Genomic DNA, 19,285 nt, shown 5'->3' with positions numbered 1-19,285 from the left:
CTAGTGATAAATGATTTAGCGGGCTTTTTCAGCTCCGCAATACACGGTAAGATGCTGTGGCAGTACCGCTACTGTGATTGGCAATTCCGGCCCTGGATCACCATCGACATTCGTTTCGATCGTTGCCCCATTCGTCAAACGAATCGCAGCTTTATCAAAAGTTTGATAACCAAGAACATCATTTGATTCCGTAACTCCTTTGAGAAGCTCAGGCACACTTTTGACAGTTTCCCAAAGATTCGTATCCTTTAAGTAGATCAGATGTAATTTGCCGTCATCGGTACTCGCTTTAGGCAAAAGAGATTCGAAACCGCCGATCGTATTGGATGAACCAACGATCATCGTACTGCTTTCAACCTCGATTGTCGTTTTTTCGCCATTATTTTCGGCGGTCACTTCAAACGGATGACTTTCATTTTTCCGCACTTCCCGTAGACCAGAAACAAAATAGGCCATTTTTCCCAGCTTGGTTTTTTCTTCAACTTCCACATTGTTGATCGCCGCTGGAATCATACCAATCGCCACCACATTGGTAAAATAGTCTTGATTGACCTGCCCAATATCGATTTTGCGGGTGTGATCCACTGCAAATGATTCGATAGCTTCCTTAGGATCTAGTGGAATCGCTAATGCTCTGGCTAAATCATTTACTGTTCCCAGCGGGAAGAAACCAAAATTTGGTCGTTTGTCATGAGGGGCTAAGCCATTGACCGCTTCATTGACGGTACCATCACCGCCCATTGCAAAGACACTGTCAAATTCTGCTGCCGCTTCAGAGGCAAAACGTGTGGCATCTCCTTCTTTTTCGGTATGTTTGACCACGATTTCTGAAAAAGCTTCCCGCAACTTTTCTTCTGCCAGCTGCTCATATTCCTGGGCCTTTTCCCCACCAGAGCTTGGATTGACGATCAATAATGCTTTCATAAAACAGCCTCCTTGTTTGGGTTCATTTTCTATGAATCCAGTATAACAAGTTTCACGAAACCTGTCTTAAACGACCTCCGCCTATCCCCCTACAAAAAAAACACAGCCTAATCAGACTGTGTTTTTTCGAGTACTCACTTCATTTTATTAAACCAATCGTTTACGCAAACGCCCAGAAATAAAATCAATGATCGTGACCGTCACCACGATCCCTAATAAAATGATCCCTACACGGCTCCATGAACGCGCATTGATGGCAAAGATCATCGGTGTACCGATCCCACCTGCCCCTACGATCCCTAAGATCGAAGCTGAACGGACAGCCAGTTCAAATCGATACAAGGTAAAAGAAAGAAATTCCGGGATCAGTTGCGGCAATGTCGCAAAGCCTAATACATCCCAGCGGCTTCCTCCCGCACTAATGACGGATTCCGAGGGACCATGGTCCATGTTTTCGATCGCTTCGCTGTAAAGCTTTGCCAGCATCCCAATGGAATGGACACTGACCGCCAAGACACCAGCAAAGGAGCCCGGACCTACCGTTTTGATAAACATGATGGCTAAGACGATTTCTGGAAACGTTCGAATCGCCGTCAGCACGATTTTCCCAAATCCCGATAACCAGCGAGGGCTGTTTTTGCTGCGCGCCGCCCAAAAGGCAAAAGGAATACTTAAAATCGATGACAAAAAGGTCCCAACAAAGGCAATCGCGACGGTTTCGATCATCAGACTGATCAAATCTTCGCCATCACCGGTATAAACATAGCCCCAATCAGGATGGATCAGGCCATAAAAGATCGAGCCGACAATTTGACCGACATTTTCTTTAACACCAGCAAAGGGCACGCCAGCAAAAGCCCAGATATAAAGGAGGATAACGACTACAGCGATCAGCCAATTCCGTATTTTTTTCTTTTTCGGTTCTGCTGGCAACATCATAATAATCGCTCCCTTACTCTATTACTAATGGTATCAATCACCAAAACAACTGCAAAAATCACTAAGACGATGATCGACGTCTGGTCATATCGAAATTGGCTTAAAGATCGTTGTAAGAAAACACCGATTCCGCCTGCGCCGATATACCCAAGAATCGTCGATGCCCGCACATTGATCTCAAAGGCATAAAGCAAGTAACTAAGAAAATGACTCATGACTTGCGGTACGACTGCATAGCGGATGATATCAAACTTCGATCCTCCAGAAGCCGTGATCGCTTCGATCGGACCTTCATCAATCGTTTCAATCGATTCATAAAACAATTTGGTGATCATCCCAAAAGAAAACACAGAGATGGAGATCACCCCTGCAACGGGACCAATTCCGACAATGGCAACAAATAAAGCCGCCAGCATCAAGTCGGGTACCGTCCGAATGATATTCAAAACAAAACGGAAACAACCACTGATCCAATGATTGGTCATGATATTTCGTGCTGCTAAAAGTGAAAACGGAAAGGCCGCCAGTGCACCAAAGGTTGTGCCGATGATCGCCATTTGGATCGTTTGCAAAATCGGCTCAACAATGATTTTGGCATATGCCCAATCAGGATGAGCCATCTTTTGTAAGATGACATTCATTTGACTGCTATTGCTAAAGAACCGTGCCAAATCAACACCTGAAATAGAGCCGCTAACGAACAATACCACTAAAAAAATGACGAGCCAAAGAACATTTTTCCATAGTCCGCTGCGTTTCGGCAACGTATTTGTCGTCATTGTCCCGCCCCTTCCTGCTCTTCCATGATCTCACTGCCATAAATCTGTTTCAATCGCTGATCGGTCGCTTCACTGACAGGGCCATCAAAAACCAAGCCTCCGTCTCGCAACCCGATGATCCGCGTGCCGTATTCTCTTGCCAATTGGACAGAATGTAAATTGACTACGATGGTGATCCCCAGATCTTGATTGATCCGTTTTAAGTCATTCATGACTTTTTCAGTGGTTAACGGATCCAATGAAGCAACTGGTTCATCCGCTAAAATAATCTTCGGCTCTTGCGTCAACGCCCGGGCAATCGAAACCCGCTGCTGCTGACCGCCAGACAATTCATCGGCTCGGGTATAGACTTTTTCTGCTAAATTGACCCGCTGCAGTGATTGGTACGCCAACTCTTTGTCCGCTTGCGGAAACAGACCAAGCAGCATTTTGATCGTGGGATGATAAGCCACCCGCCCCGTTAAGACGTTTCGCAAGACACTCGAACGTTTCACCAAATTGAAGCTTTGGAAAATCATGCCAATGTCTCGACGAATCAAGCGCAGCTCTCTTCCTTTTGCTTTTGTGATCGACTTGTTATCGATTAAAATCTCGCCGCTTGTGATCTCGTGCAGTCGATTGATGGAGCGCAGCATCGTCGATTTACCTGCACCGGACAAACCCACTACGATGACAAATTCCCCTTTTTTGATATCGATGTTCAAGTCCTTCAACCCCAACACCCCATTTGGGTATTGCTTGGTCACATTCTGAAATGAAATAATCGTTTCGTTCTCTAGAGCCATGATTCTCCTACTTTCTTTCCATTAGGTAAAAATTGCTGTCCATTCGAAAAGGGTACCTCAACTACCGGTACCCTCCCGATCTATTCATCTATTAATTATTGTCCGACTTGTTCCGCATACTCTCTTACGATGTCGAAATTGCTGTCTTGTGAAACAACGTATCCTTCATGAGAGTAAATATCAGAGATGATTTGTTTTCCTTCTTCATCTTTTCCGATCGCGATAAAGGCATCTTGGATTTTTTTGTCCCACTCTTCACTCATATCGCTGCGAACACTGATCGTATCGTTCGGAATCGGTTCGGTAAAGTACATTGGTTCTACCTCATCCATGATTTCTGGGTAATCATTTTTGACCGTGTTACGGGCATCTTCAAAAACGAACGCCGCATCAACGTCGCCATTCAAGACAGATAAGACCGCTTGGTCATGGCCTTTGACTTGAACAGTCGTCACATCCGTATTGATATCGATGCCTGCTTTTTTCATTTCTGCTACTGGCCAAACATAACCGGCAGAAGAAGTAACATCTTGCGTGGCAATCGTTTTGCCTTTTAAATCTTCCAACTCTTTGATGTCGCTGCCGCTTTTTACGACGATCATTGAACGATAGCTATCAACCAATTCATCCGTTGATTCGCCACCAGGCTGCTTGATGCCATAACGCTGTGCTTGCAATAACACCTTTACATTGCTTTGCTCATTTGCTAAAACATAGGCATTCGGCGGTAAAAAGCCGACATCTACTTGTTTCGAAGCCATTGCTTCGACGATTGTATTGTAGTCAGTGGAAACACTCACTGTAACTGGAATCCCCAATTCATCACTTAACAATTGCTCAAGTGGTTTTGCTTTTGCTTCTAATGTTTCTGCTGCTTGTGATGGGACAAATTGAACGGTCAACTTTTCTGGTACATATCCTGCTTCCTCAGCCGCCGAGTCAGTACTTGCTCCACCTGAGCCACATGCCGCCAGCGTAACTGCTGCCACCAAACCTAAACCAAACATTGCCGTTTTCTTCCAAACTTTCATCACTTTTTCTCCTTTTCATATAAAAAATCGAACTCATGGAATTCCGAACTTTCCTTTTTGATTATAAAAAACCACCGAATTAAAAACAATCTTTTTCGAATTACGAACGTTTTCTTTTTTGACAATGTTCGTGTTTTGACCGAAATCATTCGTGAGCACATTCTCAATAATCAACGTTTTTCGAAAGTTTCTTTCCATTTGTTCTACTTCTTCAGAGTATCAAATGAATATAAGGTTTGTGTTGTCAACGTGTAAAGATTCTGTTAACAGCAAAAGGAACTTTGTGAACAACAAAGCATGGACACACTCGTCATTCTTACCCCGAGTGCACAAATTTTCTTGAAACGTCTAACCAGAAGATGACCGCACACTTTTTTTTACGAAACAATACAAAAAAAGCAGAGGATTCCCTTAAGCACCTCTGCTTTTGACCTCATTCTCTTACTGTAAAAAGAGTCATTTACCCTTGATCCGTTGGCAGCTGCAACAAGAGTACATGCTCGTTCTCAATCATTTCACCCGTCAAAACAAAGCCATTGCGTTCGTAAAGCTTCGTTGCGATCTCGTTGCCATCCACAGCGGAGATCCTTAATTCTTGCGCTTGGATATGGGTTTTGAACCAATCTAACCCAGCAAGAAACGCCTGAGTGCCTAACCCTTGATTTTGGAATTTTTCTGCGATCATAAACCGCTCGATCCACCACGAAGCTTTTGGATAATCCTCATCCGCCTCGTAAAAACTAAATAGGATAAAGCCGACCATTTCCTCACCATTGTATAGGGCAAATGCCTGACGAGGTTCCTCATAGATCGCCTCTAACATTGAGTACCAATTGGGCGCAACAAAGTCTTCTTGCTCCTTCGCTGTCTTCAAATTCATGCACGCACGATAGTTTTCTTTCGTGATTTCTTTTAACTGAATCATTGCTTCTCTCCTTATCTAAGCCATTACAAATAACTATTTCATTAAAACGGTTTCATTGGTGTATAAAAAAACACCCAGGTTACTTTTACGTAATCTGGATGTCATTTTCTTATGCTTCTTGCGCTACTGGATAAACAGATACTTGTTTTTTGTCGCGGCCTTTACGTTCGAAACGAACAACGCCATCAACTTTTGCAAACAATGTATCATCTCCACCGATACCTACGTTTACCCCTGGGTAAATTTTAGTACCGCGTTGGCGATAAAGGATTGATCCGCCTGAAACGGTTTGACCGTCAGCACGTTTCGCACCTAAACGTTTTGATTGAGAGTCACGTCCGTTAGAAGTAGAACCCCCACCTTTTTTGTGAGCGAAGAATTGCAAATTCATTTTCATCAACATGAGATGCACCTCCTAGTTTTCTTTAGTAGTTTTGATTTGGATATAATCGTTGTACTCTTCTTGAACTGATTGCAAGCCGATCAACAAATTTTCTAAAAGAATTTGTGCGATATTCGACTGCTCTTGGGTTAAACGAGAAGGCAGTGTGACTAATAAGTACCCACCATTTTCGTTATCTGCTTCAACTTTTGGCGCAACGCCAGCCAAAGCATCGATCCCATTGACTGCACTGATCGCTAAAGCGGATGCTGCAGCACAGACGATGTCTTTGCCGTATTCTCCTGCTTGTGCGTGTCCAGCTAGTTCAAAAGAAACAATCCGACCAGAGTCATTTCGTTTGAATGTCCCTTTGATCATATTCGTTACCCTGCTTTTCGTAAGAATTAAGCGTTGATCGCGTCAATAACAACTTTTGTGTAAGGTTGACGGTGACCTTGTTTACGGTGTGAATGTTTTTTAGGTTTGTATTTGAAAGTTACGACTTTCTTTTGTTTGCCGTGTTTTTCAACAGTCCCTTCAACAGTTGCTCCTGCAACGATTGGGGCACCAACTTTTGTTGATTCGCCACCTACTAAGATAACTTCATCAAAAGTAACCTTTTGTCCAGCTTCAACGTCCAATTTTTCAACGTAGATTGCTTGACCCACTTCAACTTTTACTTGTTTCCCACCAGTTTTGATAATTGCGTACATGCTCTACAGCACCTCCTTATAATATACTTAGACTCGCCATCCCAAGTGACTTTCGTACTTACTACTTGTTCTGTGCGGTTGTAGCTGTGGAGTCCACAATTACAACAGATTAACTTTATCAAAATGTTTTCCTAAAGTCAATCACTAATTAAGGAAAAGACAGAATTCTTTTGCTACTAGTCATTTCCTTTTGTGCATTTTTTGTTTTCTATTACTATAGAAGAAAGAGCACAAGTGAAACAGAATTGGAGGAGTTTTCATGCAATACCCAAAAGAATTAGCCACTGCCGTTCAACAGGCATCCCGCAGTTATCCGTTGGAAGGATTTGTTCCCGGTCAAGGACCGCTGCAGCCCAAATTGATGATCGTCGGGGAAGCCCCTGGTCGAACCGAAATCGAGAATTTTATTCCTTTTAGCGGACAAGCAGGAAAAGAATTGATGAAATCGTTGGCTTTAGCCGGTTTGACCCGTGAGGATGTCTACATCACCAGTGCTGTCCGCAGCCGCCCATATTCCATCAAAGAACGAATCAACAAACGCAGCGGTGCCCATGAGATCGTCCATCCCAATCGGACACCTACCAAAAAAGAAGTCTTGCTACACGCACCGCTGCTTGACTACGAGTTGTCCGTTGTAGATCCACCCGTCATTGCAACTGTTGGCAATATCGGACTGCAGCGATTATTAGGCAACGCCTATTATATCAAAGATCACCATGGCGAAGTGATCCGTTCCAAAATACAAGAAAGCAATCCAACAAAAGATGGCTATCAATGGTCGGAAAAAGAATATTTGATCGTGCCGATGTATCATCCCGCTGCGATCTTTTACAATCGAACGTTGACTCCGCAAATCGAAGCCGATTGGCGAGGGTTAAGAAACATTCTCTCACAAATACCAGCCGACGAATAACGACCAGTCCCCTAGCCCTACTGCCAATACGCTGGAATCGTCTGCTCATAGGCGGTGATTTTCGCCTCTTCCTGCAACGTGATACTGATCTCATCGAGACCGTGGATCAATTTGTGTTTCCAGGTAGCATCGATTGCAAAGAAATGCTCCTCCCCGGCAACGGTCACACATTGCCTCGGCAAGTCGATGCTGATTTTTTCTGAAGCAGGCAGCGAAGCGATCCTTTGGCGAACATCCAATGGCAGCTCGATGGGCAGCAGCCCGTTTTTGGTGGCATTCATATAGAAAATATCACCGAAGCTGCCAGCAATCACGGCTTTAAAGCCGTAATCCAACAGCGCCCATGCCGCGTGCTCTCGAGAAGAGCCAGAACCAAAATTATCACCAGTGACGAGGACTTGAGCGGTCTGATATGCTGGATCATTCAAGATAAATGCTGGATTAGGCTTGCGTTGCGGCAAATAGCGCCAATCGTCAAATAAAAATTCGCCAAAGCCCGTTTTTTCAACGCGTTTCAAATAATTTTTCGGTAGGATTTGATCGGTATCGATATTGTCATTCATCAAAGGCAGCGTCGTACCTTCAAATTGCGTAAAAGCTTCCATTAACCAACACCTCCAAACACTTCTCGTACATCGACAAAGCGCCCATGAATCGCAGCTGCTGCCGCCATCGCTGGACTACAGAGGTGCGTCCGCGCGTTTTTCCCTTGCCGTCCAACAAAATTGCGGTTTGATGTGGAGGCACAGTGGACGCCTTCTGGTACTTTATCAGGATTCATTCCTAAGCACATGGAACAGCCAGGCTCCCGCCATTCAAAACCAGCGTCAATAAAGACTTTGTCTAAACCGATCGCTTCCGCTGCTTTACGAACAGGGCGTGAACCAGGAACGATAATACCAGTGACCCCTTCTTTGATGGTCTGACCTTTCAAAATCGCCGCTGCCTCTTGCAGATCAGACAAACGACCATTGGTACACGATCCAATAAAAATGTATTCAATGGGGATATCAGCAGCTGTCTGTCCAGGTTGCAGCGCCATATATTCATAGGCTTGCTGATCATTGTGATCCCGCACTTCAGGAAACGCTTCGCTGACTGGTACCCCCATTTCTGGATTGGTTCCCCAAGTGATATAGGGTTCTAAGGTTGTTGCGTCTAGGGTGATCAGAGCATCATAGTTAGCATCTTCATCGGTATAAAGGCTTTGCCAATCAGCCACCGCACTGGCAAACGCTTGTGGCGCAAAGCGTCGATCCTTCACATAAGCAAAGGTCGTTTCATCAGGGGCGATCAAGCCCATTTTCGCCCCACCTTCGATCGACATATTGCAAATGGTCATGCGTTCTTCCATCGTCAGGCTACGGATCGTTTCGCCAAAGAATTCTACGGCATAGCCACCACCAAAATCAGTGCCATGGGTCGCGATCAATGCCAAAATAATATCTTTGGCGTACACTCCCGGCTGCAGGTGACCGGTGATCTCAACTCCCATGCGTTTCGGTTTTGTCTGCCAAATCGTCTGTGTCGCAAAGACATGCTCTACTTCACTCGTACCGATCCCAAACGCGATCGCACCGAAAGCACCATGGGTGGCAGTGTGGGAATCCCCGCAAACGATCGTTTTCCCTGGTTGGGTCAAGCCAACTTCTGGGCCAACCATGTGGACGATTCCTTGGTTGGCAGAGCCATTGTCACACAATTCGATCCCAAAATCTCGACAGTTTTTACGTAACGTGTCCATTTGCTTTTTTGCAACCAGATCAGTGATGGTAAAAATATCTTTGGTAGGCACGTTGTGATCCATCGTTGCGAAGGTTTTTTCGGGACAACGGACTGTCCGTCCCGCTTGCCGTAATCCTTCGAAGGCTTGCGGTGTCGTCACTTCATGGATCATATGCAGATCGACATAAAGCAGCTGCGCTTGCCCTTCTTCTCCTGTGATGACATGCCGATCCCATAGTTTATCAAACAGCGTTTTCCCCATAATTGCTCACTCCTAACTGTGCAATAACCGCTTCTGTAAAGGCAGTTGTCGTTGCTGTACCACCTAGATCACGGGTCAAGATCCCCGCATTCATTACCTCGTAACAAGCACTTTCGATGGTATCCGCCAGCTCTTCCTCTTGAAAGGACTCTCTTAGCATCATGACGACAGATAAAATCATGGAAACCGGATTGGCGCAATTTTGCCCAGCGATATCAGGTGCAGAGCCATGAATCGGTTCATATAAAGAAACCCCTTCTGCACCATGGCTTGCGCTTGGTAGCACCCCTAATGACCCCGGCAAAACCGAGGCTTCATCACTTAAAATGTCGCCAAAGAGATTTTCGGTCACGATTACATCAAAGTCTTTGGGATTTTGGATGATTTTCATAGCGGCGGAATCAACATATTGATGAGTCAACTGACAATCCGGGAATTCCTGTGCCGTTTCTTCCGCTAATCGGCGCCAAAGCCGGCTAGTCGCCAACACATTTGCTTTATCGACAGAGAGAACCCGCTTCTTCCGCGTACGGGCGATCTCAAAGGCTTTACGCAAAATCCGTCGAATCTCTGCTTGGTGATAATGATTGATGTCGTAGGCTTCTTCAGGTTTTTCTGCTTTTTCGCCAAAATAGATACCGCCAGTCAACTCACGAACGATGACAAAATCTGTCCCTCGAAGGATCGTTTCTTTGATGGGAGACAAAGCAATCACCGCATCAACTACTTTGATGGGTCGAATATTGGCGTATAGCCCTAACGCTTGACGCAGATTCAAAAGTCCTTTCTCGGGTGTTGTCGGTGCGTTTTCCCAAGCTGGATCACCGATGGCTCCTAAAAGGATCGCATCCGCCTGCTGGCAAGCTTGTAGTGTTTCTTGCGGCAATGGCTCTCCAGTAAGTGCCAGCGCCGCCCCACCAAATGGCCGCTGGTCAAAATGAAAGCGTTGGAGATGGTTCGGACAAGCCGCTTTCAATACCGCAAGGGCACTGTCCATAATTTCTGGTCCGATGCCATCTCCTGCTAAAACCACGATCTTTTTCAAACAAGGACACCTCGATTCTTTAGAGCTTCACTAGCCTGTACATATGCTTTGGCTGACGCCTGCAAGACATCAAAGTCTAAGCCGATCCCGCTGATTTTTTCATTGGTTTCCTGGCATTCAATGACCACGTGCACTTCCGCTTGCGCATCTTCCCCACTGGTCAAGGCAGTGATCTCATAATTCAACAACTTCGGCTGCTGCTGGAAAATCTGATCGATCGAGTTGTAGATAGCTTGGATACTGCCGGCACCGATGGCTGATGCCACTTGTTTTTCCTCGTCTTTGATGATAGAAACCACTGCTCCTTGATGGCCATTGGACACGTATTGTAGCTGAACGGCGTCCAACTCGCAGCCGCCTTCTTGGCTGCGGCCTTGATCGGCCACCAAAGCCAGCAAATCTTGTTCGGTCACTTGCTTTTTCTTATCTGCCAACTCTTTGAAGCGTTTAAACAATTCATTGGTTTCTTCTTGGTCAAACTGGTACCCCAGCTGCTGCATTTTATCGACAAACGCATGGCGGCCAGAAAGTTTGCCAAGAGGCAGTGAGTTGGTTTGTACGCCTACCAGTTGCGGGGTAATGATTTCGTAAGTTTCAGGATTTTTCAAGACGCCATCTTGATGAATCCCAGATTCATGAGCATAGGCATTGCCGCCGACGATTGCTTTGTTTTTCGGTACCGTGATCCCAGACAAACGTGCCACCAGATCGCTGGTGCGTTTTGTTTCGTTTAACTTGATGTTGGAGGTAGCCTGATAGAAATCATTGCGAATATGCAACGCCAGCGCCACTTCTTCTAGTGCGGTATTGCCCGCTCGTTCGCCGATCCCGTTGATCGTTCCTTCCACCCGATCAGCACCATTTTCAATAGCCGCCAGCGCATTGGCTGTCGCCATTCCCAAGTCATCATGACAATGGGAAGAAAAAATGATCTGCTGCTCGCTTTTGATATTGGCGATCAAATAGGCAAAAAGCGCACCATATTCTGTAGGATTGGTAAACCCTACTGTATCGGGCACATTGATGATCGTCGCGCCGGCATCAATCGCTGTTTGAACCGCCTCAAGCAAGAAGGCTTTATCGGTGCGGGTGGCATCTTCTGGCGAGAATTGAACTTTTTCAAAGCGTTCACGCGCATAAGTCACATGTTCTTTGATGGAAGCGAGTACTTCTGCTTTCGTCATATTCAGCTTGTACTGGCGATGCACCTTACTCGTTGCTAGAAAGACATGGATCTGTGGATCGACGGCTTGATAAAGAGCTTCATAGGCACGATCAATATCTTTTTTCTGACAACGGGCAAGTCCTGCAACGGTCATTTTCGTCACCGCCCCAGCAATCGCTTTGACTGCTTGAAAATCTCCTTCTGATGCAATCGGAAAACCTGCTTCGATCGTATCGATGCCCCATTTTTCTAATTGCAGCGCCAGTTGAACCTTCTCTTTCGTATTAAAGTTGACTCCCGGGGTCTGTTCACCGTCTCGCAATGTCGTATCAAAAAACTGGATTTTTCTCATCACTATTTCCTCCTTAGCAGTGGTAGGAGCACGCTTGGCGCGACCTCATTCAAACACAATTGAAAAAATGGTATAAAAAAAGCACTCCATAAAGGGTTTCCTTCATGCAATGCGAATAGGACTCTTCAAATGATGCCTTAAAAAAGGCGGGTCATAGAAAAAGAGTCCTTACGATAATAATAATAAAAATGCAGCTGTTTGTTTCAATCGTTTATCCATCGTCGTCACCTATCACTTTTTTTATCTTGTTATGAAGATACCAAACAGCAGGTTCCTCTGTCAACACTTTTCCCTGAATTTTCTGAATATTTCGATAAAAAGTTCGTTTTCGCCCTGATGATGGGTTGCTTTTCTTCCTTGATGAAAATTTAAGCAGAACCTGACGAGATCTTCACAGGATTTTAACCAAACCTCCACATAACACCGTTATGATAGAAATATCCCAAAAATATTTTTCACCCCTTTATCCTGCCAGTCGTATGACTGGTTTTTTTGTTGTTCCAAAGACTCGAAAAGATTGAACTTAAGGTGAGTTATTCGTATAATAAGGGGCAGCGATAAATGAGGAGGATGAAGATGCGCAACGAAATGATGCATCGTCCAGTAGTCAAACCAGAACTAGTGGCGTTTATGCGTGAAAAACAAAAACAATTACCCGGCGAACTTGGTGAAATCGAGCAAGCCGCTCATGAAAAAGAAGTGCCAATCATCCCACATGAAACTGTGGTCTTTTTGCAGTTTTTATTGGGACAGCTTCAGCCAAAAGAAATCCTTGAGATCGGCACAGCGATCGGTTTTTCTTCAAGCTTGATGGCGCAATGTGTGAAAGAGGGCCATGTCACAACGATCGATCGCTTTGACGTCATGATCCGCAAAGCCAAAGAAACCTATGCTCGCTTAGGAAATGAAGACAAAATCACGCTATTAGAAGGACAAGCGGCAGACGTCCTGCCTACATTGAGTGGTCCTTATGATTTTATCTTCATGGATAGCGCCAAATCGAAATACATTGAATTTTTACCAGAATGTCTGCGTCTATTACGCAAAGGCGGTGTGTTGATGGTGGATGACGTGTTTCAAGCTGGAACGATTCTACAACCCATCGAAGACATCCCTCGCAACCAGCGAGCGATCCATCGCAAGTTGAATCTTTTCTTGGATACCGTGATGAACCATCCTCAGCTGACCTCCACCCTCGTCCCTTTAGGAGATGGCGTGATTCTCATTACGAAAGAAGCAGATAGCGTAATCCTTGAGGAACCTGAGAAAGGTTGAGGGCAGCTGCGCTTCCTTTTTTCAAAGAAAAAATAAGAAAAGGGCGAAAAGAGATTGACATTGCTGCGCCCTTTTTCTATAATGTTATTTGTTGCTGATTGATTTCAACAGCTTAGGCGAAGTGAGCATTCGCTGAAAATTATTTGTTCCAGTAGCTCAGCCGGATAGAGCATTCGCCTTCTAAGCGAACGGTCGGGGGTTCGAATCCCTCCTGGAACGTTATATTATCGTGCATAGCGCTAGCAGATCGTTAGGAATCTTTATTCCTAGCGATTTTTTTGACAAATTTTTTAAAAGCCACTTTTTTCAAACGTCACTTTTACCACAAATCAGCAGCACGGTGCTTTTCTTTTGCAAACAACCTATTAACTAATTATCTAAAACATCATTAATTATCACATATAGTTTTAACTGCTAAATAAATATGATATTATCCTCTCAAAGAGCGGCTTAATTGCAAAGCTCGTTTATGGTTTCCCATAATCCAGTAGCTTCACGTTTTTAGATATTATACTTCTCGAACACAACTAACAAAATTTATTCCGTAGGAGGAATTTTGATGGAAGAATGTCCTTTTTGCCGTATCGTCTCTGGAAAAATAAAAAGCCATGTAATCTATGAAGATGACAGTGTTTGCGCCTTCCTTGATCATGCCAAAGACGTGGATTATCATATGCTGGTTATTCCTAAAAAACATTACACCAGTATTTTAGACTGCGACCCCGTTCTTCTTGCTCACCTCATTCAAACGGTTCAAAAAATAGCAGATCATTGTGTCACTCGCTTAGGATTTGATGGGATTAATTTGCTAAGCGCAGCAAATCAAGCAGCGGGTCAATCAGTCCCTCACTTTCATCTTCACTTGATTCCGAGAAAAAAATGTGACGGTATCAATGCGTGGCCCACATTCAATGGAGCAGCGCTCTCTTTAGAGGAAGCAGCGGCATTTTTGACCTTTGAAACAGATAGTAAGGGAGTTTAAACAAAACTCAGTAGACTAAATCTTACTTAAAAGCGCTTCTTAAAATACTTGATAATACTTTACTTGTTCTGCTAGCTGATCAGCTGGTCGAGCACCATCCAGTACATAGTCGGCTGTTTCAGCAATGATCTGTTCGTGTAAAACAAATAGCTCCCTTGCATAGGAAAGATAAGTATCTGCCCAAGTCAAAATCGCTTCTTTTGATTCGTTCGTATAATCCCGTTTAATCTGACGAGCAAAAGCAATATCTAGTGGTGTTTTCAAATAAATCACCGTATCGATCAACTGACGCAAATCTTGGTGCTCATATCCGAAGGGAAAGTCCACAAAAATGATTGGGTAAAGTAGCATCGCTCTCTTCAGATCTTTCAGTAGCAGACTGATGTCATATTGATTGATCGCTGCGCGGGGATCTTGTAAAAAATAATCAAAAGATGGTGCTGAGGGCAATGCATCGATACTATAATCATCAAAGGAGATCACTATTCCATCTGCCAATCTACTCAATTCACGAACCAATGTCGTTTTGCCGGACGCTGTAACACCACTGACTACAATTACTTTCCCTCTCTTCATGAAGTCCCTCCTCTGTCGTACCTTCAGTATAACACGCTCAACCAATCCTTTTTCTTATCCTCCCCCTGCAAAAATTATGCTATGCTTGACAAGAATAAAGAAAGCAGGTGTCCTATGGAGATAACGGTATATATCGCAAGCGGGTTTAGTAAAAATCAAACAGGTGGCAACAAGGCTGGAGTCGTTTTGCTGGAACAGCCCCTTACACCACAACAAAAGTTAGCCATCGCAAAAGAGTTAGGCTTTTCAGAAACAGCTTTTTTATCGAAATCCCCGGAGGCCGATTTCCGATTTGACTATTTTACACCAAAAGAAGAAGTTGACTTATGCGGACATGCAACAATTGCTTCCTTTGCTCTATTGTCATATTTGAACAAACTTTCCAAGCAACAGTATCGCATCGACACCAACGCCGGACGTTTGTCGATCACCATCAAAGACGGTGTCATTTTCATGGAACAGAACAAACCGCTGTTTTCAGATGTCCTTTCACTAGAACAATTAGCTGACTGTTTCGATATCAATGCTATCAATGATCAAATTCCTATTCAAATCGTTTCTACAGGATTAAAAGATATCCTTGTTCCAATCAAAACAACGGCCCAGTTGCCGCATGTTTCACCTGATTTTGAGGAAATAAAAAAAGTAAGTGCGCTGCAACAAGTAGTTGGCATGCACTTATATGCAATGGAAAAAGAACGAATCGTTTGCCGTAACTTTGCCCCATTGTTTGACATCAATGAAGAATCTGCCACAGGTACTTCCAATGCCGCTTTGGCTTGCTTCTTGCATCAAAAATGTTCCCTTGAAAAAGAAGTGTATCGCTTTGAACAAGGCAGCAATTTAGGTGAACCTTCTGAAATCTTTGTCAAACTAGCTACGTCCTCGCGAAAGGAAATCCAACGTGTTTATGTTGGGGGCAGAGGGCATTTTTGCGAGACAGTCACCATCGACACCGATACACTGGCATAATCACAACAATTTAGGCTGATCTTCCATCAGCCTTTCTTCCTCTTCACACATCGTGTTCTTTTTCCATAGCAGCCCATCAGTATCTCGAATACTAGTTTTCTCATAAAAAAAAGAACCCAACTCGGGTTCTTTCCTTCACCTTGATTTTCTATGAAATACCGACAAGTTCTGCTAACAGCTCACTGACTTTAGGCAGTGGCTCGTTCTGTAAGGCTGCTACGATTTTTGAACCGATCACTACCCCATCGCACACTCGGGCAAAGCGCTGCACGTCTGCGTGGGTCGAGACCCCGAAACCAGCTAGTACAGGAATCGGACTTTTTTCCGAAATGGCTTGCAAATGCTGATCCAGCTGTTCGTTGTATTGGCGATCTTCTCCAGTGACACCGTTCACTGTCACAGCATAAACGAATCCTTCCGCTTCTTCGATCAGCGTCTGAATTCTGTCTGGAGGACTGGTCAAAGAGACCAGTGTGAGCAGCGCGAGATCCGCCACATCAAACGTAGGCGTTACTAGTGATCGATGTTCAAATGGCAAATCTGGAATAATCAACCCTTTCACATCTGTCGTTTTTAACTCATTTGCTAACTGTTCAATCCCATAATGAAAGAATGAATTGGCATACCCCATCAATACCAGCGGAACCTCAGAATGGATCTTTTGCAGTGCAACAATGATCTTTTTTAAAGTGGTGCCATTGGCTAATGCCTGCGTTCCAGCTGCTTGGATGACCGCTCCATCTGCGACTGGGTCTGAAAAGGGCACGCCGATTTCAATGGCGGCTGCGCCATGTGTCGTCAATAGCTCAATTTCTGCTGGCAGGCGTTCCAGTCCGTTGGCTCCCGCCATAATATAAGGTACAAACAAAGGCTTGCCTTGTTTTTGGCGCTCCTTTAGTTTCATCGTCAATGTTTTGCTGGTCATTTCGCTTCCCCTTTCCGATCTTTGATTTGTTGAACATCTTTGTCCCCTCGCCCAGACAAACAGATAACTAAGCGTTCTTCTGCTGTCATCGTTGGCGCTAACTTTAAAGCATAGGCAACGGCATGAGCACTTTCCAAAGCGGGAATAATGCCTTCGATTTGAGACAAGAGATAAAAGGCGTCAACAGCTTCTTCATCAGTGACCGCGAAATACTCCGCACGTGCAATTTCCTTCAAATAAGAATGCTCGGGACCGACCCCTGGATAATCCAAACCAGCTGAAATCGAATAGGGTTCAATCACTTGCCCATCATCGTCTTGCAGCAAATGCATTTTGGTACCATGTAAAATACCGATACTGCCTTTCGTTAAAGTCGCCGCATGCTCGGTAGTATCCACGCCTTTTCCAGCTGCTTCAACGCCAATCAAACGAACGGTTTGATCGTTGATGAAAGGGTAAAACATTCCCATCGCATTGCTGCCGCCGCCAATACACGCAACGACTGTCGTTGGCAGTTGTCCTTCTTTTTCTAATAGTTGCCGCCGTGTCTCACTGCCAATCACACTTTGAAAATCTCGAACGATCTCTGGAAAAGGATGCGGACCGAGTACCGAACCCATCACGTAATGAGTGTCCTCGACGGTTGCGACCCAGTAGCGCAGCGCTTCATTGACAGCATCTTTCAATGTCTGATTGCCTGATGTGACTGAAACCACTTTTGCTCCCAACAATTCCATTCGAAAGACGTTTAGTGCTTGCCGCTGAACATCTACCGCGCCCATAAAAATCGTGCATTCCATACCGAACAACGCGGCCGCAGTTGCTGTGGCGACGCCATGCTGCCCAGCACCGGTCTCCGCTACCACTTTCTTTTTCCCCATCCGTTTTGCTAATAAGACTTGGCCAAGTGCATTATTGATTTTATGGGCACCCGTATGATTCAAATCTTCTCGCTTCAGATAAATTTTGGCACCGCCTAAGTGTTGTGACAAGCGCTGTGCATGATAAAGGGGGGTCTCTCTTCCTACATACTCTTGCAAATATTCCTGTAATTCAGCTTGAAAACTTGGGTCCGCTTGTGCTTCACGGTAGACAGTTTCTAATTGCTTGACTGCATACATCAATGTCTCTGGCACAAACTGTCCGCCAAAAGAACCATAAAATCCTGCTTTTGTGGGATACTGAGTCATCTTTTTTTCTCCTTTACTAAATGAATAAATTGTTCGATTTTCCGACTGTCTTTCTTGCCCCGGGTTTCAACGCCTGAAGAAACATCGACAGCATAAGGCCTAAAAAGTTGGATCGCCTCTTCTACATTTTCCGCGTGCAACCCGCCAGCAATAAAAAATCGCTCAGACAACGGCAACGGTTCTCTCGCCGCTTTTTGCCAATCAAAGGACTGGCCGTTGCCGCCAGCATAAGGGTGATCTCTTACCGGAGCGTCCAATAACCCAAAATCTGCCTGGCAGCTCAGGAAATCTTGCTCTAAAGTCTCTGCTTCTCCATCAAAGGCTTGGATCACTGCGATCTTTTGATGAGCAAAAACGCCCTTCTGAATGGCTGTTTGCAAAGATGGCAGAACCTTTCCATGGAGCTGAATCGCTGTCAGTTGGGCGGCTTGAATTGCCGCTTGCACTTCTTCAACACTTGGAGAAACGAAAACCCCGACTTTCCCTACATTTTGGGGTACTTGCTCCGTTATCTTGCGGACTTGGGTCGGATCGATTCTCCGACGGCTTTCGGCAAAAACAAAGCCAAGGTAATCTGCTCCTGCACTGATGGCAGTTTCGACATGCAGCCGTTCGGTGAGTCCACAAATTTTCACTTTGGTCATCGGCGGCTCACCTGCAAATCTGCAGCTGTTTCAGCAATTCGATTGCTTCTCATCAACGTTTCTCCAACGAGAACTCCATGATAAAACGGTGCAAGCTGCAGCACATCGGAGGCAGTTCGAATACCAGATTCACTGATGTAAACCGCCTCTGACGGCTGAGGTGCTAAAGCAACACTGACATCCAAGGAAACGTCAAAGGTTTTTAGGTCACGATTGTTGACGCCGATGATTTTGACACCTAATGTTTGGGCTTGTTGAAATTCAGCCGCATTATGAGTCTCAACGAGTACTTCCAACCCTAGTGCTTCGGCTTCTTGATACAGCGCGACCAAACGGGCTGGCTCCAACGCAGCCACGATCAATAAAACGATACTGGCACCTGCATTCTTGGCGCGAATCAATTGTTTTTTGTCGATAATGAAGTCTTTGCATAGTATAGGCACCGAAACAGCCTTACTGACTGCTTCAAGATCTGCCAGCGACCCTTTGAAAAACTGCTGGTCGGTCAAAACGGAAATCCCGCTGACACCCGCGGCTTCATAAGCTTGCGCTTGCGTGACTGGGTCGATCGCTTGATTAATGTCTCCTTTTGAAGGTGAAGCTCGCTTGATTTCAGCAATGAGGTGCATCTTTTGTGGTCGTTCCTTGACTTGCTGATAAAATGATGGGCGTTTCGCTACGACCTTTTCGGTTTCTTGTGGCATCGCGGCAACTTCTTCAACTTTTTTCTGGATGATCGTTTCTAAAAAATCCATGATTCTCCTCCTTACAGCTTTCGTAA

Annotated in this window: 22 protein-coding genes, 1 tRNA gene and 1 other annotated feature; of the genes, 5 read left to right on the top strand and 18 right to left on the bottom strand. The window is 44.9% G+C overall.

Translation table 11 applies throughout. The features are described 5' to 3' along the window. Positions 1 to 15: 15 nt before the first annotated feature. From IGJ44_RS06645 to rplU, 9 genes are all read right to left on the bottom strand, one after another. Complete coding sequence (locus tag IGJ44_RS06645) at positions 16 to 924, bottom strand: diacylglycerol/lipid kinase family protein (RefSeq protein ID WP_074535684.1); 909 nt, start codon at positions 922 to 924, stop codon at positions 16 to 18. A gap of 147 nt (positions 925 to 1,071) precedes the next feature. Beyond that, positions 1,072 to 1,863 carry a phosphonate ABC transporter, permease protein PhnE gene (gene phnE / locus IGJ44_RS06640; RefSeq protein ID WP_010747988.1) on the bottom strand — a complete coding sequence of 264 codons (792 nt, stop codon included), beginning with the start codon at positions 1,861 to 1,863 and terminating at the stop codon, positions 1,072 to 1,074. Further along, the gene (gene phnE / locus IGJ44_RS06635) at positions 1,860 to 2,642 is read right to left on the bottom strand and encodes a phosphonate ABC transporter, permease protein PhnE (protein ID WP_074535683.1); all 783 of its coding nucleotides are present in this window, start codon (positions 2,640 to 2,642) and stop codon (positions 1,860 to 1,862) included. The genes phnE (IGJ44_RS06640) and phnE (IGJ44_RS06635) overlap by 4 nt, the downstream gene beginning before the upstream one ends. Continuing rightward, a complete protein-coding gene (gene phnC, locus IGJ44_RS06630; RefSeq protein WP_016610305.1) occupies positions 2,639 to 3,427 on the bottom strand; it encodes a phosphonate ABC transporter ATP-binding protein in 789 nt (262 codons plus the stop codon). Before phnC ends, phnE (IGJ44_RS06635) begins: the two co-directional genes overlap by 4 nt. 95 nt (positions 3,428 to 3,522) lie before the next feature. After that, the gene (phnD, locus tag IGJ44_RS06625; protein ID WP_005235326.1) at positions 3,523 to 4,458 is read right to left on the bottom strand and encodes a phosphate/phosphite/phosphonate ABC transporter substrate-binding protein; all 936 of its coding nucleotides are present in this window, start codon (positions 4,456 to 4,458) and stop codon (positions 3,523 to 3,525) included. A gap of 460 nt (positions 4,459 to 4,918) precedes the next feature. Further along, a complete protein-coding gene (locus IGJ44_RS06620; protein ID WP_074535682.1) occupies positions 4,919 to 5,383 on the bottom strand; it encodes a GNAT family N-acetyltransferase in 465 nt (154 codons plus the stop codon). A gap of 109 nt (positions 5,384 to 5,492) precedes the next feature. Then, positions 5,493 to 5,786, bottom strand: a complete 294-nt coding sequence (gene rpmA / locus IGJ44_RS06615; RefSeq protein WP_003126181.1) for a 50S ribosomal protein L27 — start codon at positions 5,784 to 5,786, stop codon at positions 5,493 to 5,495. Between the two features lie 12 nt (positions 5,787 to 5,798). Continuing rightward, positions 5,799 to 6,143, bottom strand: coding sequence for a ribosomal-processing cysteine protease Prp (locus tag IGJ44_RS06610; RefSeq protein WP_005225752.1), 345 nt, complete (start codon positions 6,141 to 6,143; stop codon positions 5,799 to 5,801). Positions 6,144 to 6,169: 26 nt separating this feature from the next. After that, the gene (gene rplU, locus IGJ44_RS06605) at positions 6,170 to 6,478 is read right to left on the bottom strand and encodes a 50S ribosomal protein L21 (protein WP_005225751.1); all 309 of its coding nucleotides are present in this window, start codon (positions 6,476 to 6,478) and stop codon (positions 6,170 to 6,172) included. A gap of 19 nt (positions 6,479 to 6,497) precedes the next feature. Next, positions 6,498 to 6,568: a sequence feature (ribosomal protein L21 leader region), on the bottom strand. Positions 6,569 to 6,737: 169 nt separating this feature from the next. Between rplU and IGJ44_RS06600 the strand changes: the two genes are divergently transcribed. Continuing rightward, the gene (locus IGJ44_RS06600) at positions 6,738 to 7,391 is read left to right on the top strand and encodes a uracil-DNA glycosylase (protein ID WP_005225750.1); all 654 of its coding nucleotides are present in this window, start codon (positions 6,738 to 6,740) and stop codon (positions 7,389 to 7,391) included. Between the two features lie 17 nt (positions 7,392 to 7,408). Here IGJ44_RS06600 and leuD read toward each other — a convergent pair whose 3' ends face one another. From leuD to IGJ44_RS06580, 4 genes are read right to left on the bottom strand one after another with little or no spacing between them, the layout of a single operon-like run. Beyond that, positions 7,409 to 7,996: a 3-isopropylmalate dehydratase small subunit gene (gene leuD, locus IGJ44_RS06595; protein ID WP_074535681.1), complete on the bottom strand. Its 588-nt coding sequence runs from the start codon at positions 7,994 to 7,996 to the stop codon at positions 7,409 to 7,411. After that, positions 7,996 to 9,378, bottom strand: a complete 1,383-nt coding sequence (leuC, locus tag IGJ44_RS06590; RefSeq protein ID WP_074535680.1) for a 3-isopropylmalate dehydratase large subunit — start codon at positions 9,376 to 9,378, stop codon at positions 7,996 to 7,998. Before leuC ends, leuD begins: the two co-directional genes overlap by 1 nt. Beyond that, entirely contained in the window at positions 9,359 to 10,423 is a 1,065-nt protein-coding gene (gene leuB / locus IGJ44_RS06585) for a 3-isopropylmalate dehydrogenase (protein ID WP_074535679.1), read from the bottom strand. Before leuB ends, leuC begins: the two co-directional genes overlap by 20 nt. Then, positions 10,420 to 11,940 (bottom strand): 2-isopropylmalate synthase, encoded by a 1,521-nt coding sequence (locus tag IGJ44_RS06580; protein WP_074535678.1) that lies wholly within the window; start codon positions 11,938 to 11,940, stop codon positions 10,420 to 10,422. The genes leuB and IGJ44_RS06580 overlap by 4 nt, the downstream gene beginning before the upstream one ends. Before the next feature lie 576 nt (positions 11,941 to 12,516). On the opposite strand from IGJ44_RS06580, the gene IGJ44_RS06575 reads away from it, so the two are divergent. The 3 genes from IGJ44_RS06575 (at position 12,517) to IGJ44_RS06565 (ending at position 14,197) form a co-directional block, all read left to right on the top strand. Continuing rightward, positions 12,517 to 13,215: an O-methyltransferase gene (locus tag IGJ44_RS06575; protein WP_005225745.1), complete on the top strand. Its 699-nt coding sequence runs from the start codon at positions 12,517 to 12,519 to the stop codon at positions 13,213 to 13,215. Positions 13,216 to 13,360: 145 nt separating this feature from the next. Further along, positions 13,361 to 13,434: transfer RNA gene (locus IGJ44_RS06570), tRNA-Arg, on the top strand. A 340-nt stretch (positions 13,435 to 13,774) separates the two neighbouring features. Further along, positions 13,775 to 14,197: an HIT family protein gene (locus IGJ44_RS06565; protein ID WP_373192075.1), complete on the top strand. Its 423-nt coding sequence runs from the start codon at positions 13,775 to 13,777 to the stop codon at positions 14,195 to 14,197. 39 nt (positions 14,198 to 14,236) lie between these two features. Here IGJ44_RS06565 and IGJ44_RS06560 read toward each other — a convergent pair whose 3' ends face one another. Beyond that, positions 14,237 to 14,773, bottom strand: coding sequence for an AAA family ATPase (locus tag IGJ44_RS06560; protein WP_074535676.1), 537 nt, complete (start codon positions 14,771 to 14,773; stop codon positions 14,237 to 14,239). A 114-nt stretch (positions 14,774 to 14,887) separates the two neighbouring features. Here IGJ44_RS06560 and IGJ44_RS06555 point away from each other — a divergent pair, with 114 nt between their 5' ends. After that, complete coding sequence (locus IGJ44_RS06555) at positions 14,888 to 15,745, top strand: PhzF family phenazine biosynthesis protein (RefSeq protein WP_074535675.1); 858 nt, start codon at positions 14,888 to 14,890, stop codon at positions 15,743 to 15,745. A gap of 148 nt (positions 15,746 to 15,893) precedes the next feature. Here IGJ44_RS06555 and trpA read toward each other — a convergent pair whose 3' ends face one another. Genes trpA through trpC form a run of 4 tightly spaced genes read right to left on the bottom strand, consistent with a single transcriptional unit; the run spans position 15,894 to position 19,259 of the window. Next, positions 15,894 to 16,670, bottom strand: coding sequence for a tryptophan synthase subunit alpha (gene trpA / locus IGJ44_RS06550; RefSeq protein WP_074535674.1), 777 nt, complete (start codon positions 16,668 to 16,670; stop codon positions 15,894 to 15,896). Next, positions 16,667 to 17,860 (bottom strand): tryptophan synthase subunit beta, encoded by a 1,194-nt coding sequence (gene trpB / locus IGJ44_RS06545; protein ID WP_074535673.1) that lies wholly within the window; start codon positions 17,858 to 17,860, stop codon positions 16,667 to 16,669. Before trpB ends, trpA begins: the two co-directional genes overlap by 4 nt. Continuing rightward, a complete protein-coding gene (locus IGJ44_RS06540) occupies positions 17,857 to 18,504 on the bottom strand; it encodes a phosphoribosylanthranilate isomerase (RefSeq protein WP_074535672.1) in 648 nt (215 codons plus the stop codon). Before IGJ44_RS06540 ends, trpB begins: the two co-directional genes overlap by 4 nt. Next, positions 18,501 to 19,259, bottom strand: a complete 759-nt coding sequence (trpC, locus tag IGJ44_RS06535; protein WP_074535671.1) for an indole-3-glycerol phosphate synthase TrpC — start codon at positions 19,257 to 19,259, stop codon at positions 18,501 to 18,503. The genes IGJ44_RS06540 and trpC overlap by 4 nt, the downstream gene beginning before the upstream one ends. Positions 19,260 to 19,285 lie beyond the last annotated feature (26 nt).

Origin of the sequence: Enterococcus sp. DIV1368d, from assembly GCF_050542975.1 — a bacterium.
Lineage (GTDB): Bacteria > Bacillota > Bacilli > Lactobacillales > Enterococcaceae > Enterococcus_D > Enterococcus_D casseliflavus.
This window is presented reverse-complemented; position numbering and strand designations above follow the sequence as displayed.

Excerpts from the sequence above, each read along its gene's own strand:
- IGJ44_RS06645 (WP_074535684.1), bottom strand. The coding sequence starts at position 924 with ATGAAAGCATTATTGATCGTCAATCCAAGCTCTGGTGGGGAAAAGGCC.
- phnE (WP_010747988.1), bottom strand. The coding sequence starts at position 1,863 with ATGATGTTGCCAGCAGAACCGAAAAAGAAAAAAATACGGAATTGGCTG.
- phnE (WP_074535683.1), bottom strand. The coding sequence starts at position 2,642 with ATGACGACAAATACGTTGCCGAAACGCAGCGGACTATGGAAAAATGTT.
- phnC (WP_016610305.1), bottom strand. The coding sequence starts at position 3,427 with ATGGCTCTAGAGAACGAAACGATTATTTCATTTCAGAATGTGACCAAG.
- phnD (WP_005235326.1), bottom strand. The coding sequence starts at position 4,458 with ATGAAAGTTTGGAAGAAAACGGCAATGTTTGGTTTAGGTTTGGTGGCA.
- IGJ44_RS06620 (WP_074535682.1), bottom strand. The coding sequence starts at position 5,383 with ATGATTCAGTTAAAAGAAATCACGAAAGAAAACTATCGTGCGTGCATG.
- rpmA (WP_003126181.1), bottom strand. The coding sequence starts at position 5,786 with ATGTTGATGAAAATGAATTTGCAATTCTTCGCTCACAAAAAAGGTGGG.
- IGJ44_RS06610 (WP_005225752.1), bottom strand. The coding sequence starts at position 6,143 with ATGATCAAAGGGACATTCAAACGAAATGACTCTGGTCGGATTGTTTCT.
- rplU (WP_005225751.1), bottom strand. The coding sequence starts at position 6,478 with ATGTACGCAATTATCAAAACTGGTGGGAAACAAGTAAAAGTTGAAGTG.
- IGJ44_RS06600 (WP_005225750.1), top strand. The coding sequence starts at position 6,738 with ATGCAATACCCAAAAGAATTAGCCACTGCCGTTCAACAGGCATCCCGC.
- leuD (WP_074535681.1), bottom strand. The coding sequence starts at position 7,996 with ATGGAAGCTTTTACGCAATTTGAAGGTACGACGCTGCCTTTGATGAAT.
- leuC (WP_074535680.1), bottom strand. The coding sequence starts at position 9,378 with ATGGGGAAAACGCTGTTTGATAAACTATGGGATCGGCATGTCATCACA.
- IGJ44_RS06580 (WP_074535678.1), bottom strand. The coding sequence starts at position 11,940 with ATGAGAAAAATCCAGTTTTTTGATACGACATTGCGAGACGGTGAACAG.
- IGJ44_RS06575 (WP_005225745.1), top strand. The coding sequence starts at position 12,517 with ATGCGCAACGAAATGATGCATCGTCCAGTAGTCAAACCAGAACTAGTG.
- IGJ44_RS06565 (WP_373192075.1), top strand. The coding sequence starts at position 13,775 with ATGGAAGAATGTCCTTTTTGCCGTATCGTCTCTGGAAAAATAAAAAGC.
- IGJ44_RS06560 (WP_074535676.1), bottom strand. The coding sequence starts at position 14,773 with ATGAAGAGAGGGAAAGTAATTGTAGTCAGTGGTGTTACAGCGTCCGGC.
- IGJ44_RS06555 (WP_074535675.1), top strand. The coding sequence starts at position 14,888 with ATGGAGATAACGGTATATATCGCAAGCGGGTTTAGTAAAAATCAAACA.
- trpA (WP_074535674.1), bottom strand. The coding sequence starts at position 16,670 with ATGACCAGCAAAACATTGACGATGAAACTAAAGGAGCGCCAAAAACAA.
- trpB (WP_074535673.1), bottom strand. The coding sequence starts at position 17,860 with ATGACTCAGTATCCCACAAAAGCAGGATTTTATGGTTCTTTTGGCGGA.
- IGJ44_RS06540 (WP_074535672.1), bottom strand. The coding sequence starts at position 18,504 with ATGACCAAAGTGAAAATTTGTGGACTCACCGAACGGCTGCATGTCGAA.
- trpC (WP_074535671.1), bottom strand. The coding sequence starts at position 19,259 with ATGGATTTTTTAGAAACGATCATCCAGAAAAAAGTTGAAGAAGTTGCC.